Annotated in this window: 9 protein-coding genes and 4 pseudogenes; 7 read left to right on the top strand and 6 right to left on the bottom strand. The window is 65.1% G+C overall.

The features are described from left to right. Positions 1 to 128 precede the first annotated feature (128 nt). Positions 129 to 284: pseudogene (locus tag ABZ848_RS35680) on the bottom strand (IS5/IS1182 family transposase); the annotation flags it as partial. 198 nt (positions 285 to 482) lie between these two features. On the opposite strand from ABZ848_RS35680, the pseudogene ABZ848_RS35675 reads away from it, so the two are divergent. After that, positions 483 to 1,288 (top strand): annotated as a pseudogene (locus ABZ848_RS35675) (IS5 family transposase). Between the two features lie 102 nt (positions 1,289 to 1,390). Here ABZ848_RS35675 and ABZ848_RS35670 read toward each other — a convergent pair. Then, positions 1,391 to 2,581, bottom strand: a complete 1,191-nt coding sequence (locus ABZ848_RS35670; protein WP_360838679.1) for an IS110 family transposase — start codon at positions 2,579 to 2,581, stop codon at positions 1,391 to 1,393. A 390-nt stretch (positions 2,582 to 2,971) separates the two neighbouring features. Here ABZ848_RS35670 and ABZ848_RS35665 point away from each other — a divergent pair. After that, positions 2,972 to 3,660: pseudogene (locus ABZ848_RS35665) on the top strand (transposase family protein); the annotation flags it as partial. 76 nt (positions 3,661 to 3,736) lie between these two features. Here ABZ848_RS35665 and ABZ848_RS35660 read toward each other — a convergent pair. Both ABZ848_RS35660 and ABZ848_RS35655 read right to left on the bottom strand, forming a co-directional pair. After that, entirely contained in the window at positions 3,737 to 4,459 is a 723-nt protein-coding gene (locus tag ABZ848_RS35660; RefSeq protein WP_360838678.1) for a methyltransferase domain-containing protein, read from the bottom strand. Between the two features lie 20 nt (positions 4,460 to 4,479). Further along, the gene (locus ABZ848_RS35655) at positions 4,480 to 5,838 is read right to left on the bottom strand and encodes a coproporphyrinogen-III oxidase family protein (protein ID WP_360838676.1); all 1,359 of its coding nucleotides are present in this window, start codon (positions 5,836 to 5,838) and stop codon (positions 4,480 to 4,482) included. Positions 5,839 to 6,200: 362 nt separating this feature from the next. Between ABZ848_RS35655 and ABZ848_RS35650 the strand changes: the two genes are divergently transcribed. The 3 genes and pseudogenes from ABZ848_RS35650 to ABZ848_RS35640 form a co-directional block, all read left to right on the top strand. After that, positions 6,201 to 7,475, top strand: coding sequence for an MFS transporter (locus ABZ848_RS35650; protein WP_360838674.1), 1,275 nt, complete (start codon positions 6,201 to 6,203; stop codon positions 7,473 to 7,475). 12 nt (positions 7,476 to 7,487) lie between these two features. Next, positions 7,488 to 8,162 carry an HAD family hydrolase gene (locus tag ABZ848_RS35645; protein WP_360838672.1) on the top strand — a complete coding sequence of 225 codons (675 nt, stop codon included), beginning with the start codon at positions 7,488 to 7,490 and terminating at the stop codon, positions 8,160 to 8,162. A 27-nt stretch (positions 8,163 to 8,189) separates the two neighbouring features. Next, positions 8,190 to 8,678: pseudogene (locus ABZ848_RS35640) on the top strand (TauD/TfdA family dioxygenase); the annotation flags it as partial. Between the two features lie 141 nt (positions 8,679 to 8,819). On the opposite strand, the gene ABZ848_RS35635 reads toward ABZ848_RS35640, so the two are convergent. Next, a complete protein-coding gene (locus ABZ848_RS35635; protein WP_360838670.1) occupies positions 8,820 to 9,587 on the bottom strand; it encodes a PIG-L family deacetylase in 768 nt (255 codons plus the stop codon). A gap of 88 nt (positions 9,588 to 9,675) precedes the next feature. On the opposite strand from ABZ848_RS35635, the gene ABZ848_RS35630 reads away from it, so the two are divergent. Continuing rightward, positions 9,676 to 10,824 (top strand): glycosyltransferase, encoded by a 1,149-nt coding sequence (locus ABZ848_RS35630; RefSeq protein ID WP_360838669.1) that lies wholly within the window; start codon positions 9,676 to 9,678, stop codon positions 10,822 to 10,824. 38 nt (positions 10,825 to 10,862) lie between these two features. Here ABZ848_RS35630 and ABZ848_RS35625 read toward each other — a convergent pair whose 3' ends face one another. Next, the gene (locus ABZ848_RS35625) at positions 10,863 to 11,858 is read right to left on the bottom strand and encodes a BadF/BadG/BcrA/BcrD ATPase family protein (RefSeq protein ID WP_360838667.1); all 996 of its coding nucleotides are present in this window, start codon (positions 11,856 to 11,858) and stop codon (positions 10,863 to 10,865) included. Between the two features lie 172 nt (positions 11,859 to 12,030). Here ABZ848_RS35625 and ABZ848_RS35620 point away from each other — a divergent pair, with 172 nt between their 5' ends. Continuing rightward, on the top strand, positions 12,031 to 13,989 hold the full coding sequence (locus ABZ848_RS35620) for a translation factor GTPase family protein (RefSeq protein ID WP_360838666.1): 1,959 nt from the start codon (positions 12,031 to 12,033) through the stop codon (positions 13,987 to 13,989). The last annotated feature ends 19 nt before the right edge of the window (positions 13,990 to 14,008 follow it).

The raw sequence follows: 14,008 nt of genomic DNA, 5'->3' as shown, positions 1-14,008 counted from the left end.
GCTTTGTATCTCAGTGCGGGAGTCGTTTCAAGGTGATGCCGGGAGTCACCTTCTGACCGAGTTTGCGACGTCGGTTTGTTTCGACGTCACCCGGGCCAGAGAACCTCGTACGCCGACAAGGTAGGCCACAGGGTGGAGTGTTCGCGCAGGTACACCAGGCCGCCCAGAGCACGCTGGTGCGGGCGGAGATTGCAGCGCCGGTCGCCCTCACGGGTGACGGCCAGCGTGCTTACCCACTCCACGAGTGCATGGGGCAGGTCGAGTGCGGCAGGATAGATGACCAACGAGGCCCCCGAGCAGCGTGGTTGAGACGTCAGACATCTCGATCATCAGCCCGGGGGCCTCGCTCGTTGTGCTTTGCAGGCCGTCACCTGATAGGAGGCCAGCTCGAAGAAGCTCAATGAACCTCTTTCATCCTGTCTCGCAGGTGTAAATAGGCTGGTGGGCAGGGGCGTGACAGGGCAGGGCCCCTCGTCGTTGGCGTGGTGATCTCACTCATCACACCGGCGACCGAGGGGCCCTGTTGGTTCCGTATCCTTCCATGCTCGATGTCCCGTACGAGCTCGTCGAGCATGTCTCCTGGCTCATCTACGCCCGAAGGCGTGAACTTCGTTCCCCCTGGCGGAAGTTGAGCTGCTTCAGGCAGGCCCTGCTCACCCTGGCGCATCTACGCAAGAACGAGACGTACCGGCAGGTCGGCGCCGGATTCGGCGTGTCCGAGGCGACCGCCTGGCGCTACGTCGACGAGACGATCGAGATACTCGCCTCCTGGGCGCCCGGCCTGCACGAAGCCCTGACCGGACTCGGCGAGGGCGACTTCGTCATCGTCGACGGCACCCTCATCCCCACCGACCGCATCAAGGCCGACGAGCCGTACTACGCCCAGAAACACAAGCAGCACGGCATGAACGTCCAGGTCATCGCACGGCCGGACGGCACCCCGCTCTGGTTCTCCCGCGCGACACCAGGGCGCACCCACGATCTGACCGCCGCGCGAGCCCACGGCATCGTCCAGGCGTGCCTGACCCGGCAGATCCTCGTGCTTGCGGACCGGGCCTATCAGGGCGCCGGCGCCACCGTTCGCACCCCCTACTACCACCACCGCGAACAACCCGAGCACTATCAGCAGTTCAACCGCGATCACGCCCGACTGCGAGCTCCCGGAGAACGCGCCTTCGCACAGCTGAAGACCTGGCGACTCCTCCGACGCGCCAGATGCTCCACACGCCGCATCGGCACCATCGTCCAAGCCGTTCACACCCTGATGACCTGCACGTATTCAGGATGAAAGAGGTTCAATGACGGTCGGCCTGAACGGCGCCTTGGGGCTAAAGGCTGTTTCGGGCCATCGAGCTGTTTCAGAGTGGCCACTGATTCCTAATGCTGTCTGTCAAGCCACAAGGGGCGGTGGAGGTGTCGGTTCGTAGCAACGTCCGTCGCGTAGGAGGGCCCAGAGGACGTTGACGCGGCGGCGGGCGAGGGCGAGGACGGCCTGGATGTGGCGCTTGCCCTCGGCACGTTTGCGGTCGTAGAACCGGCGGGAGTTCTCGCAGTACCGGATGCTGAACAGCGCCGAGATGTAGAAGACACGCTGGAGTCTACGGTTGTAGCGCCGAGGTCGGCGCAGGTTGCCGCTGATCTTCCCGGAGTCGCGGGGAACCGGGGCGACGCCGCCGAAGCCGGCGAGGCGGTCGGCGGTGCCGAAGACGGCCATGTCGCCGCCGGTGGCGGCCAGGAACTCGGCGCCGAGGATGACACCCAGGCCGGGCATGCTGGTGACCACGTCGAAGGTGTGGTGCTCTCGAAACCGGGCTTCGATGGCCTTGTCGAGCTCGGCGATCTGCTGGGTAAGGCTGATCACCTCCGTCGCCAGCGTGCGTACCAGTTCGGCGGTCAGCTTCTCGCCGGGCAGGCTGGTGTGCTGGCGTTCGGCAGCCAGCAGGGCAGTCTCGGCGAGCTGGTTGGCACGGAGGACCTTGCGGTTGCGGAGCCAGGTGACCAGGCGTTTCACGCCGAGCCGGCGAAGGGCGGCCGGGGTCTGATAGCCCGTCAGTAACGTGAGCGGGCCGGTGTTGGTTAGATCCAACGCCCGTTCCAGGCCGGGGAAGATGCCTGTGAGGTGAGCTCGGAGGCGGTTGACGGTACGGGTGCGGTCGGCGACCAGGTCCATGCGGCGGCCAGTGAGGAGCTTGAGGTCGGTGATCGTGTCGTCACTGGTGCGTACGGGATGCAGGTCGCGTCGGACGCGGACCTGGTCGGCGATGACGGCGGCGTCCTTGGCATCGGTCTTGCCTTCGCCGCGGTAGCTCTCGGAGGCGCGATGGATGGTCCGGCCGGAGAGGTAGTGCACCGGCTGGTCGTGATTGAGGAGGAGCGCGATGGTCAGGGCGGCTCCACCGTCGGCCTGGTCGATGCCCCAGGCCACCTCATCGCCCAGAGCCAGGACGTCGGCGAGGAGTTCGAGCAGTTCGGGCTCGTCGTTGGCGACGCGACGTGACAGCAGCCGATGGCCGCTCTCATCGATCGCGACGCAGTGGTGGTGGGTCTTCCCTGCGTCGATGCCGGCCCAGATGGCGATCATGTGGTGCCTCCGTGCGGTGTAGTACTGATCCTTCCCACGGACGACCTCGCTGTCGGGTCCCTACTCAGCGATCATTCGCATTTCCTAATTGGCAGCCGAGTCGTCGTGGAGTGCCGGGCGGCCAATCAGTGGGAGCCACGTCATCGGCTATCAGGTGACAGCCACACCCGGCACTCCTGGGTGGGTGAACCGTACGAAGGGCTCACCGCCTCCCAGAGGAAAACGTAGGGATCGGGTGACGCCGGTGAGGTCGAGTTGAGGGCCGCAACACACAAAGCCCCCGTGCCGTTGGGGGAGGTGTTCGAAGTCTCAACCCACAGGCACAGGAGCCGCGCTGGTTCCGTATTCTGCGCACTCGACCTGCCCCATGCCCTGGTCGAGTGGGTCACCATGCTCATCGTCACCCGTGAGGGTGACCGCCGCTGCAAGCTCCCGCCGCACCAGCGTGCCCTGGTCGGCCTGGAGTACCGGCGCCGGCACGACACCCTCGCCCAGCTCGCGGCCAGCTTCAACATCTCCGTCGGCACCGCTCACGCCTACACAGCAGCCATCGTCGACCTGCTCGCCGACCGCGCACCCAGCCTGCTGCGCGCCCTGCGCGAGGCCGTCCCGGACTACGCCCTACTCGATGGCACCCTGGCTGAATGCGAACGGGTCGGCGACAGCCGCGCCGACTTCTCCTACAAGCACCGTCGGCACGGGGTGAACGTACAGGTGGTCACCGACCCGGACGGGCGGCTGGTGTGGATCTCGCTCGCTCTGCCCGGCCGCGCACGACCTGACCGCGGCCCGCACTCACCGGATCATCCGCACCTGTGAGCGCCAAGGCATCCCGATCCTCGCCGACCGAGCCTATATGGGCGCCGGACCCATGGGTGACGACGGCCTTCAGACACCCGCTGGGCCGTGGCCGCACACCCACCCAACAGACCATCAACCGCGGGCTGTCCGCAGCCCGGGCACCGGTCGAGCGCGGCGTCGCACGCCTGAAGTCATGGCACATCTTCCGCAGATCCCGATGCAGCCCGAATCGAATGACGTCAATTGCCGCCGCCATCCTCACCTTGGAGCGGCAACGCAGAAAGCGCTCATTGTTGGTGACCATGCAGGGCACCGCGCTCTGGGTTGGTCTGAGTGCAGCAGCCCGACAGCAGGTCACGGCTTGCGAGCGTGGAAGCTCCAGTCTCGGTCACGCAGCCCCGGTCGTGCGTTTTCGTCGTAGTTTGCTGTCACTTTCACATCGACGAATCCGACATCCTCCAAGACAGCGGCGAACTCTTCCGGAACCCAGTGCTGTGTCCGGAAGGTATGCAGTTCCGAACCTACGAAGCGACCCGCTGTCCACTTCTCGTACTTCACGTACTCGTGCATCTGATTGAGCGAGGGGTCGAAGGTGGAGTGGATGATCTCCACGGTCAATGCGTCGTCTCCTTTCCGCCATAGTTTAAGCGGCTGAGGCCCTGTCAGTAGACCGGGGATCTCCAGGTCGAGAATCAGTAGGCCGCCGGAAACCAAGGACTTCGCGTAGCACTCGAGCGCCCGACGGGCATCCTCGCGGCTGAGGTTCGTGATAGTCCCAGCGGGAATGATGACAGCATCGTAGGCCTGTATACTGGCAAATGATGCCATATCACCCATGTGTAGCGTCGGGTTCAGGCCGAATGACTCGCAGTAGCGGCGACAGATCCGGATCATGTCAGGAGAGTGCTCGAGGCCTTCCACATCAAGGCCCGCCTGAAGCAGGCGGATGAGAATGCGGCCAGTGCCTGAGCCGACCTCGAGAATTCTGCCCGATACTCCTTGGAGATGCTTCGTATAGTACTCGACGTCTCCGTAGGTATGGCCGAGCGGCGCCTTCGCGTCGTACGCCTCCGCCACCAGCGGTCCGTAAAACCAATTCATTGACCCTCGCTTTGAATGTCGAATGCAACACCGACCAGTGAGGATGGCGCTGCTTCCCGCTCGTCAGCTTCGACGAAAATGTGGACAATGTTCGGAATTAGGACGCGGCCGTGATCGGTCAACTCGAGGATTCCATCGGACTCACTTATCAGGCCAGCGTTCGCCACTGCTTCCAACTGCGTCGGAAATACGGAATCCAGCCGCTCGCCAAATTCCAACTCAAACGCCGCCGGATCGACGTATCCGCGTTTGAATCCTCGGATGACATGCTGTCTCATCGACTGTCCAGGCGTTCTCTTGCATCCGCTGTCGACGGGTGCCCCTCCTCCGTGGATGACGTCCAGGTATCTGGCGATCGATGACACGTTGTTCCATGAGCGATGTCCCACGGTCGACCGAGAGCTGACTCCAAAACCCAAGACCGGACTACCCGACCAGACGGTGTCCAAGTACGAGCTGTAGGGGGCAGTCGTTCGAGGGGACAGCCACGCGCTGGCCGCCCCGGGGCGATAGCCGTGGCTTCGCAAAACATCGAGGGCCTGCAGGTGGAATTTCAGCTCGTCCAGCCGTTCAGGAAGTGGTAGTTCACCCCGTGATCGCCAGTGGTGGAAGACGGTCTTGGGCCAGATTTCTAGCCCGTACAGCGTGACAGCGTCGACATCCAAACCTGCAGCCAAATCCACGCCCTCCAGGAAAGAATTCCCCGATAGTCCAGGAAGGGGAAAAATCAGGTCCAAATTGACGAAGACTTTGTCGTTAATTTCACCCGAAGTGAGAGTAGCAAGAGCCTCCAACGCGCGGGTTGCGTCATGGTCACGATTCGCGCGAGCTAGAACCTCGTCCTCAAAACTCTGGACGCCTACGCTGAATCTGGAGAAACCTACATCGACCAACTCTCTCGCCTTGGCCGGGTTTACAGTCGCGGGATCGAACTCGACCCCAATTTCCGCGTCGGCAGCGACTGGGTACGTCTCACGAAAGGCGTCGAGGATTCTCGCCAGCTGTTCGGATTCAAGCAATGCAGGGGTGCCGCCGCCAATGTTAATCGACTGGAACGTCGACCGCGGCATGGGCAATTTATCGGGCGCCGACTTTATCTCCTGGACGAGAGCGCGGACATAACGCTCGCGAACGTCGTCATTGTGGGTCGTGGTCACTGCGAAGTTACAGAAGTGGCATTTCTTGGTGCAGAATGGTATGTGGGCGTAGAGCGCTGCCGGTGACTCCTCGAAGAAGGTGGTGGGGTCGATCGGCAGATAGCTGACTGGATAGGCGTGAATGTTCGTTGAGGGCCTGACCTGTGCCGCTACTTTACGGTAGGGCGCAGGGCTCTGTTTGGGGGTCTTTATGTCCATTGGATGGCCCCTCAATGCTTGGAAATAGTCCGGCGGAATATAGCCTGGGATTTTCTTAACTTGCTTGCAGTGTCGGGTTGTTGGGCTTGGGGACGGGACAGGCTCCTGGTGAACGGGTGAGCCTTGACTGCGAGTCATCCTGCCACGAGCTTCCACGTGCTTGTCTACCCAGTTCCTTCTAAGGGAGTTCCGGACCGCTGTCGCCCGCGCCATATCGTGCGAGCGGCGGCAGACACGGACGTGCGTGCGTACCTGCGCTTTCCGGGACCAACCTCAAATGGCCCCCATTCCGCTTCAACTGCCCTTTTCAGACAGTCAAATTGGGCAGGACCGTTCACTCACCCCTATGGTTGAATGCCCCCATGACCGAGCAAGATCATGCTGAGCCACGAGTCCAGATCGGGCGGGGAGAGCTCTTCCGTCAGCCACAGTTCCGGATCTTGCTGCTCGCCCGAAGTATCTCGTTCTTCGGTGACTCACTCGCTCCGATCGCCATACCCTTCGCCGTGCTCGCCGCCGAAGGCAGCGCGATCGACGTCGGCATCGTCCTCGGCGCGGGCACCGCGACCAAACTGATCCTCCTTCTGACGGCCGGAGTCATCGCCGACCGCCTGCCCCGGCGCCTCCTGCTCATCACGAGCGACGTGCTCCAGGGCGTCGTCATGACAGCGATGTGCGTCGTCCTGCTAACCGGGAACTACTCACTCTGGCTGCTCGTCGTCCTACAGATCCTCTTCGGTGCTGGAATGGCCCTCAACATGCCAGCGTTCACTGGCATCCTGCCGCAGGTCATCGACCCAGCACATGCCCAGGCCGCGAACGGGTTGCTGTCCGTCACCCAGTCCGCGGCCCAGATCGGAGGCCCGGCGTTCGCTGGCATCCTCGTGGCTGCGGGAAGTCCCGGCATCGCGCTCGGGGTCGACGCCGCCACCTTCTTCGCTTCGGCGCTCCTGCTCCTCGGACTGCGCGTCTCCACCCAGCGCGCTGCCGAGACGATGCACTTCCTTCGCGACCTGAAGGAGGGATGGCGGGAGATGACCGGCCGACGGTGGTACTGGGTATGCCTGTTGGCCCACTCCGGGTGCAATTTCTCGATCGGCGTGTTCTCGGTTCTCGGCCCCGTCATCGTCAGTGGCCACGGAGGTGCAACAGGTTGGGGCCTGGTAAGCACTGCAGGTGCGATCGGCAGTCTGATCGGTGGAGTGGTCGTCATGCGACTGTGGCTGCGCCGCCCGCTGGTCTACGGCAACCTGGCCGTGTTCCTCTACGCGCCGAGCCTGCTGCTACTCGTTCAACCGTCACCGGTCTGGGCCATCATGATCGGCTCCGGAGTCGCCGCCTTCGCCATCTCGATCCTCAACGGCGCGTGGAACTCGGTGGTCCAGCAGCTCATCCCGGAGGCAATCCTGTCACGGCTCTCCTCCTACGACTGGCTCATCTCCTTCGCGACCCTGCCACTTGGCTACACGCTCGCCGGCCCTCTTTCGGAGACGATCGGTCAGTCCAACGTCCTGGTGGGAAGCGCGCTCCTGCTGGCACTGCCGTGCGCCCTCACCGTCTTCGATCCGACCATCCGAGGGATCCGCGCGGACCGCAGCGGACAGATCATCAAAGCCGAGCTCGTCAAGGCAGTTTGAGGAAGGCCGCTCATGACACCCTTCGCGGTATTCGATCTCGATGACACGCTGGTGGATTATGTCAGCGCCATCGACGCCGCCTTCGTCGCACTGGCCGAGGAACGCGCCCTCGGACCGGAAGGCCTGGCGTTCCTCCGTGCCGAGCAGGAGAAACCCGGCACGCCCGAGGAGTCCTGGCAGGCGATAGCGGACCGCTTCGGCTTTCCGGAGTCACCCGACGAACTCACCCGCGCCTTCGCCGAGCGATTGCCGTCACTCTGCCAGCCCTACGAGGGAGCCATCGACGGTTTGCGCGCACTGCGCAACGCGGGATGGCGCACCGCACTGCTGACGAACGGCGCGGAGGCCGAGCAGCGCATCAAGATGAGCACCGGACTAGACGGCCTCTTCGACGCGTACTGCTTCACCGACGCGGAGACCGCCCGCAAGCCGGACCCCACCGTGTTCCAGATCGTCGCTGACCGCGCCGACGCCGAGTTGGAAGGGGCATGGATGGTCGGCGACTCACTGAGTGCCGACATCGCCGGAGGCGCCGCCGTCGGCATGCGAACCCTGTGGGTTTCCGGAGACCGCGTCGCGCCGGCCGGAGGTCCTACGCCGGACGTCACCGTTTCGACCATCGCGGAAGCCTTTCCCCTTCTCCTGCGCATCGACACGCATTCTCGGAGCAACAGGTTCCTCACCTGACCGAATAACCGATGGAGTTCGACGGCCGTGTCACTACTGGACAGTGAATTCACCGACACAGAGAGCTGTGTCGGGCCGATCGTGGTTCGAAGGCTGGCAGGATTCAGCAGCGCTGAGGTGGAGGGCGTGGATGCTGCCGCGCCGCTTTCGGAAGCCGCTGTGGTGGCCGTACGCTCGGCGCTGCTGGCCCACAAGGTGATCTTCATTCGAGGTCAGCATCTCGACTACGAGAGCCTCAGCGCCTTCGCCGGTCAATTCGGTCCGCTCACTCCGGGGCATCCCATTTATCAGGCGTCAGCGGTTCACCCGCACGTGCGGCTGATGGACTCCCGGGGCGACGGCACCCAGGCGAACTACTGGCTCACGGATCTCACCTTCATCGAGGCGCCGCCGGCTTTCGCGTTCCTGCATAACATCGTCTGCCCGCCGGTCGGGGGCGACACGATCTGGGCCAACACGGCAGCCCATGCTGGCGACCTGGCCATCTGGGACAGCCAGGCGACCGTGCGCTACACCGTCCTCTACTACGACACACAGCACCGAAGTGGCTTCCGGGTGACGGTTCAGGGCGAGGCTCCCGTCGAACTCAACGGTGAGGAAGGGTTCGCCCTTCCTCACCCCTCGATCCGGCCGCCGAAGTCTGATGCCGCTGGGAGGTCAGCCCGCCGAAGGACGCCAGACGACCTCCAGGGCGAGGAGGCCGTCGACCCCGAGCAGCGGCTGCGGCACGGCGACCTCGTCCATGCACGCCACCAGCGACAGTTGCGAGGCGTGACACAGTACGGCGCGCCGCTTGGCCTCCCACAGCTTCCCGGTGACCGGGACGCCGCGCGGGAGATCGAGCCCGTGCTCGTAGCGCCCGCCGAGCACACGCACCTCGGACGGCCATGCCTCCGGCGACGTCAGGAACGTGCTTCCCTCGTCGGCGTAACTGGACAGAGCCGCGGCGTACGGCAGGTCGGCGTAGAAGAACGGGCGGACGCCGCTGTCCGTCCCGAGCGCGGCTATCGACTGGTCACGGACTCGGCCGTGGTCCGGCTGGTTGATCCCCGCGGGCAAGTAGAGGTCGGCAGTCGCGGCCGCCCGGCGGACAAGCTCGTCCAGTCCTACGAGCGGCTCGTCCGGCTGGCGGTAGGGGCTGTCCGGGTTCACCAGAAGGATCTGGTCGGCACCCAGGCACTCACAGGCGAGGGCGTCCTCCCGCACCCGCGTCTCGTAGGCGTCCTCGGGTGCCGAGAATCCACAGTCGTAGTCCCACGACGACACCTTCACGCCAGCCGGCGGCCGCCCGCCGTGAACCGTCACCACGGCGACTGGTCCAGGGGCGGTCATCAGAACCGCGCTCAGCGAAAGGGCAGCATCATCGAAATGCGGCGACACGACCACCGTTCGATAGCGGCTGAGATCCACGCTCGGGGCACTCATCATTTACTCCGGATTCACTCATCGGCTTTGAACAGACTGTTTCTACTCACCACTTCGCATACAACTGCGCCCAGGCGAGAGGGAATTGATGAAACTCAGTGTATGCATACCCTATAAGGCGCGACTGGACAATCTCCGTATCGCGCTCGAAGCTCTGGCCCATCAGGCGATGGGCCCGTCTGAGTTTGAAGTCGTCATCGGCGCAATGGAATACAGCACCGGTCTCACCGAATTGTGCGCTCAGCTCGAGGGCCGCCTGGACATCGTCACGGTGAACTCGTCGCGTGATTTTCATATCCCTCTGGCGCGCAACCTCGCCATGCGCAGCGCGACAGGCGAGGTCATCGTCCAGATGGACGCCGACACCCTGCTCCCGCCGACGGCGCTGCGCGATCTGTACGACCGGCATTTCGCCTTCGGTCAGCAGACCTGTGTGGTCGGGCAGGTGGTCGGCTACGCGAACAACGAGGACGGCCCGGTCGAGACCGTCGAACTGCGCCCCTACAGCGACCATCTCGCGGCGCTGGAGGAGCTCGCCTCGGCACCGGGCTGGCCGGCCGACCCGCGTTTCCAGGTCCCCCACAACATCCCATGGGCCTTTGCCTGGACCGGGCTGATCGCCGTGCCGAGGACAGCCGTCGTCGCCCGGAACCTCTACTTCGACGAGACCTTCCGCGGCTGGGGTGTGGATGACCTGGAATGGGGCTTCCGGGTGTGCGCGAGCGGACTGCCGATCACCTTGTCCCCCCAGGTGTACGCGCTGCACCTGCCGCACGCCCGGGATCCGCTGGCCAACCAGCGGACGGAGGGGCGGAATTACGAGCGCTTCCTGGCCAAGTGGCCGCGCCGCGATGTTGAGTTGTGCCGCTTCATCGGCGACACGCGCGCCAACTCGGCATGGCCGGAGTACCTGGACGCGCTGGCAGCCGCCAGTGGCGCCAGAACGCTCGGCCTGGCCGTGGGCACTGTCAAGGGCGAGCGGGCGGCACGCTTCGGCATTCCGCTCGATCGGACCGACAAGCCGGTCGGCGTCGAGCACACCACGGGGTTCGACCTCACCGAGCATGTCACTGTCCTTCCGCTGACGGGGCTTTCGGTGCCCTTCCGCTCACAGGAGTTCTCGACCGTGTGGCTGGAGGAGTCCATTTGGCGACTGCCGGAGCCGTACCTGTCAGGTGTCGTCACTGAAGCCAAGCGGGTGGCGCGCGATGCCGCGCTGCACACCGGCGACCGCTGAGAGGCCCGTCGATCCCGGACAGGACCCGGATTCCGTATTCAGGGGCGTGACACCGCGCTCTGGGCGAAGGCCTGCCGCACCGCCTGCTCCGATTCGGTACCGGCACCCAGCCGGTCGAGCCCGAGCATGACAGCGCCGACCAGGGGATCGGTGTCGATGACGACGATGGTCGAGGAGGGCGAGAACGCCGCGACGCCCTCCTCGATCGTCGACAGCAATACGGGATTGCGCGCGGCCAGCACGCTCCCGCCGAGGAGCACCGTCGTCCCCCGCTCTCTGACGCCGAGGCGGTCCATGGCCACCCGTGTCATGGCGCAGATCTCCTCGCCCTGACGGCGAACGAGAGCCTTCGCCACCGGATCGCCCTTCTCGGCGATTTCGAGGAGGACGGGCGTGCAGTGGCGCACGTCCACGGTGGTGAGCCGCTCGTCGCGCAACCGCACAGCCACCTCGCGCATCGAGTCCAGGGCTAGGTGATCTAGCAGGGCCTGGACGAGCGCTGTAGGCTCGCCCCTCCCGTCCTCGGCCCTCATCGCGTACCACAGGGCAGCCATGCCCAGGTCGTTACCGCCACCCCAGTCGCCGGACCGGTCCCCGAACGCGAGGAACCGGACCTGACGTCCGTTCGGTCCGACCCCGGCACAGTTGATGCCGGTGCCGCAGACCACCGCCACACCCTCGTCCGGTACGCCGGCGCGCAGCACCGCCAGGGTGTCGTTGCGTACCAGCACATCGTCGGCCCAGGGCTTCGCCCGCAACAGGGAGGCGAACTCGTCCTCTTCCTCAGGGAGGTCCAAATGCGCCATACAGGCACTGACGACGGTACGCTCCTGACCGCCGCCGATCCGACCGACGAGGTCCGCGAGACGATCGAGCCAGACAGTCTTCGGCTCCGTCTCCTGCATGCCGGCGCCACGGGCCGTCGCCAGCACGGATCCCCGTGCATCAACGAGAGCCACGTCCGTCTTCGTTCCCCCCGCGTCGATGCCGATCACTTGGCTGAATTCGGTGGGGAACAATAGCGGTTGGGGCACGGAACCATCCTCACAAGGGATCGAAGACGGTTCCGGTGGACACGGAGCATCCGGAACCACCCACACAATACAAAGACCGGAAGGCCGACGAGAAGAGGGAAGGGAACCTCCTTTCAACTACGGTTGTTCTGACGGTATGTGACTGTGAGTTCGCACTAATCGATGGAGCTTTATGCCCCCGATCAATCTCGGAATCCTGGCGCACGTCGATGCCGGGAAGACAAGTCTCACCGAACGTCTCCTGTTCGAGGCGGGAGTGGTCGACCACATCGGCAGCGTGGATGACGGCACCACCCGCACCGACTCGATGGATCTGGAACGCCGCCGAGGCATCACCATCCGTGCGGCGGTGACCTCGCTCCAGATCGGTGACGTTCCCGTCAACATCCTGGACACGCCGGGACACCCGGACTTCATCGCCGAGGTGGAGCGGTCCCTGCACGTGCTGGACGCCGCGGTGCTCGTGCTCTCCTCCGTCGAGGGCGTGCAGTCGCAGACCGTCATCCTCTGGCGGGCACTGCGCCGGATCAACGTGCCCACACTGCTGTTCATCAACAAGATCGACCGTGGCGGCGCCGACGCCAACCGCGTCGTCGAGCAGATTCGCCGCCGGCTCTCGCCGGCCACCGTGCTGCTGAGTCGGGCGACAGGCCAGGGCGGATCGGACGCCAGCGCCGAAGCGCTGCCCTTCGACCACCCGTCCGTGGTGGAGACGGTCGCCGACGTGGACGACGCGTTGATGCAGGCGTGGCTCGACGGTCAGGAGATCGCTCCGGAGCACGTCCACGCGGCGATGCGACGCGCGGTGCCAGCCGGAACTCTGTTCCCAGTGTTCTGCGGCTCAGCCTTCACAGGCGCCGGGATGGAAGACCTCCAGCACGCGATCACCACGCTGCTTGAGCCAGTCAACGAGTCCGGCACCGACCGGTCGGCCACCGTCTTCTCCGTCGATCACGACGAACGCGGCCGACGGGTCTGGATGCGCCTGTGGAGCGGCGAACTGGCAGTCCGCGACACCGTGCCGGTGTCGGCCACCAAGGCGGAACGCGTCACCGAGCTCCGGGTGCCCGGGCCGGGAGGGCTCGCAGTCGCACGCCGGGCGGCCAGCGGCGACATCGTCGCAGTACGTGGCCTGTCGACAGCGCGCATCGGGCACGTCATCGGAAACCCGCCGCCGAGGCGGCTTCCGAAGTTCCCGCCGGCGACGATGGTCGCGGCCCTGGAGCCCGTCGACCCCACCCAACGCGGCGCGCTGTTCACCGCGCTCAGCATCCTCGGCGACGAGGACCCCCTCATCGAGCCGCGGCTCGACGACCTCGACGGCAGCGCACGGATCCGCATCCACGGCGAGGTGCAGAAGGAAGTGGTCGTCACCGTCCTGGAGGAGCGTTTCGGCGTACGCACTGTCTTCCGTGACACCTCGGTGATCTGCATCGAGCGCGTGCTCGGCTCGGCTACCGCCTTCGAGGAGATGGAGAAGGACGGGAATCCCTACCTTGCCACGCTCGGTCTGAGGCTGGAGTCCGACGCTCCCGGCAGCGGGATCACGTTCCATCCGGGCATCGAGCGGGGAAACCTGCCGGCGGCCTTCATCAGCGCCTGCGAAGAGGGCGTGCGGTGGGCTCTCGAGCAGGGCCTGCACGGCTGGGCCGTCACGGACTGCAAGGTGACCATGACGGCGTCCGGCTATTGCCCGCGGCAGAGCCACGCGCATCAGAGCTTCAACAAGGCGATGTCCACGGTCGGCGCCGACTTCCGCAATCTGGCGCCCGTCGTCGTCATGTCCTGCCTCGAAATGGCCAGAACACAGGTCTGCCAGCCGATCGAGCGGTTCGAGCTGGAGACACCGGAGTCGACGCTGCGGGTGTTGATGTCGGCGCTGGGCCAACTCGGCGCGACCATTGAGTCCGTCACGGACTCCCTCGGCTACACCCGCCTGGTCGGCTTCATCCCTTCCGCACATATCGCGGAACTCGCCGCCACTCTGCCCAACATCACCGGGGGCGAGGGCGTGCTGACCAGCCAGCCGGACCACTACACGCCGGTCCAGGGGGATGACGTGCCGACGCGCCCGCGATCCGGGACCGACCCCCGCGAGCGTGCCCTGTGGTTCCAGGCGATGCCACGCTGACCGGACGACAGCCGGGGCT

The sequence above is a fragment of the Streptomyces sp. NPDC047081 genome (assembly GCF_040643775.1).
GTDB lineage: Bacteria > Actinomycetota > Actinomycetes > Streptomycetales > Streptomycetaceae > Streptomyces.
The sequence above is the reverse complement of the archived record's forward strand: the minus strand, read 5'-3'. Positions and strand labels throughout refer to the sequence as shown.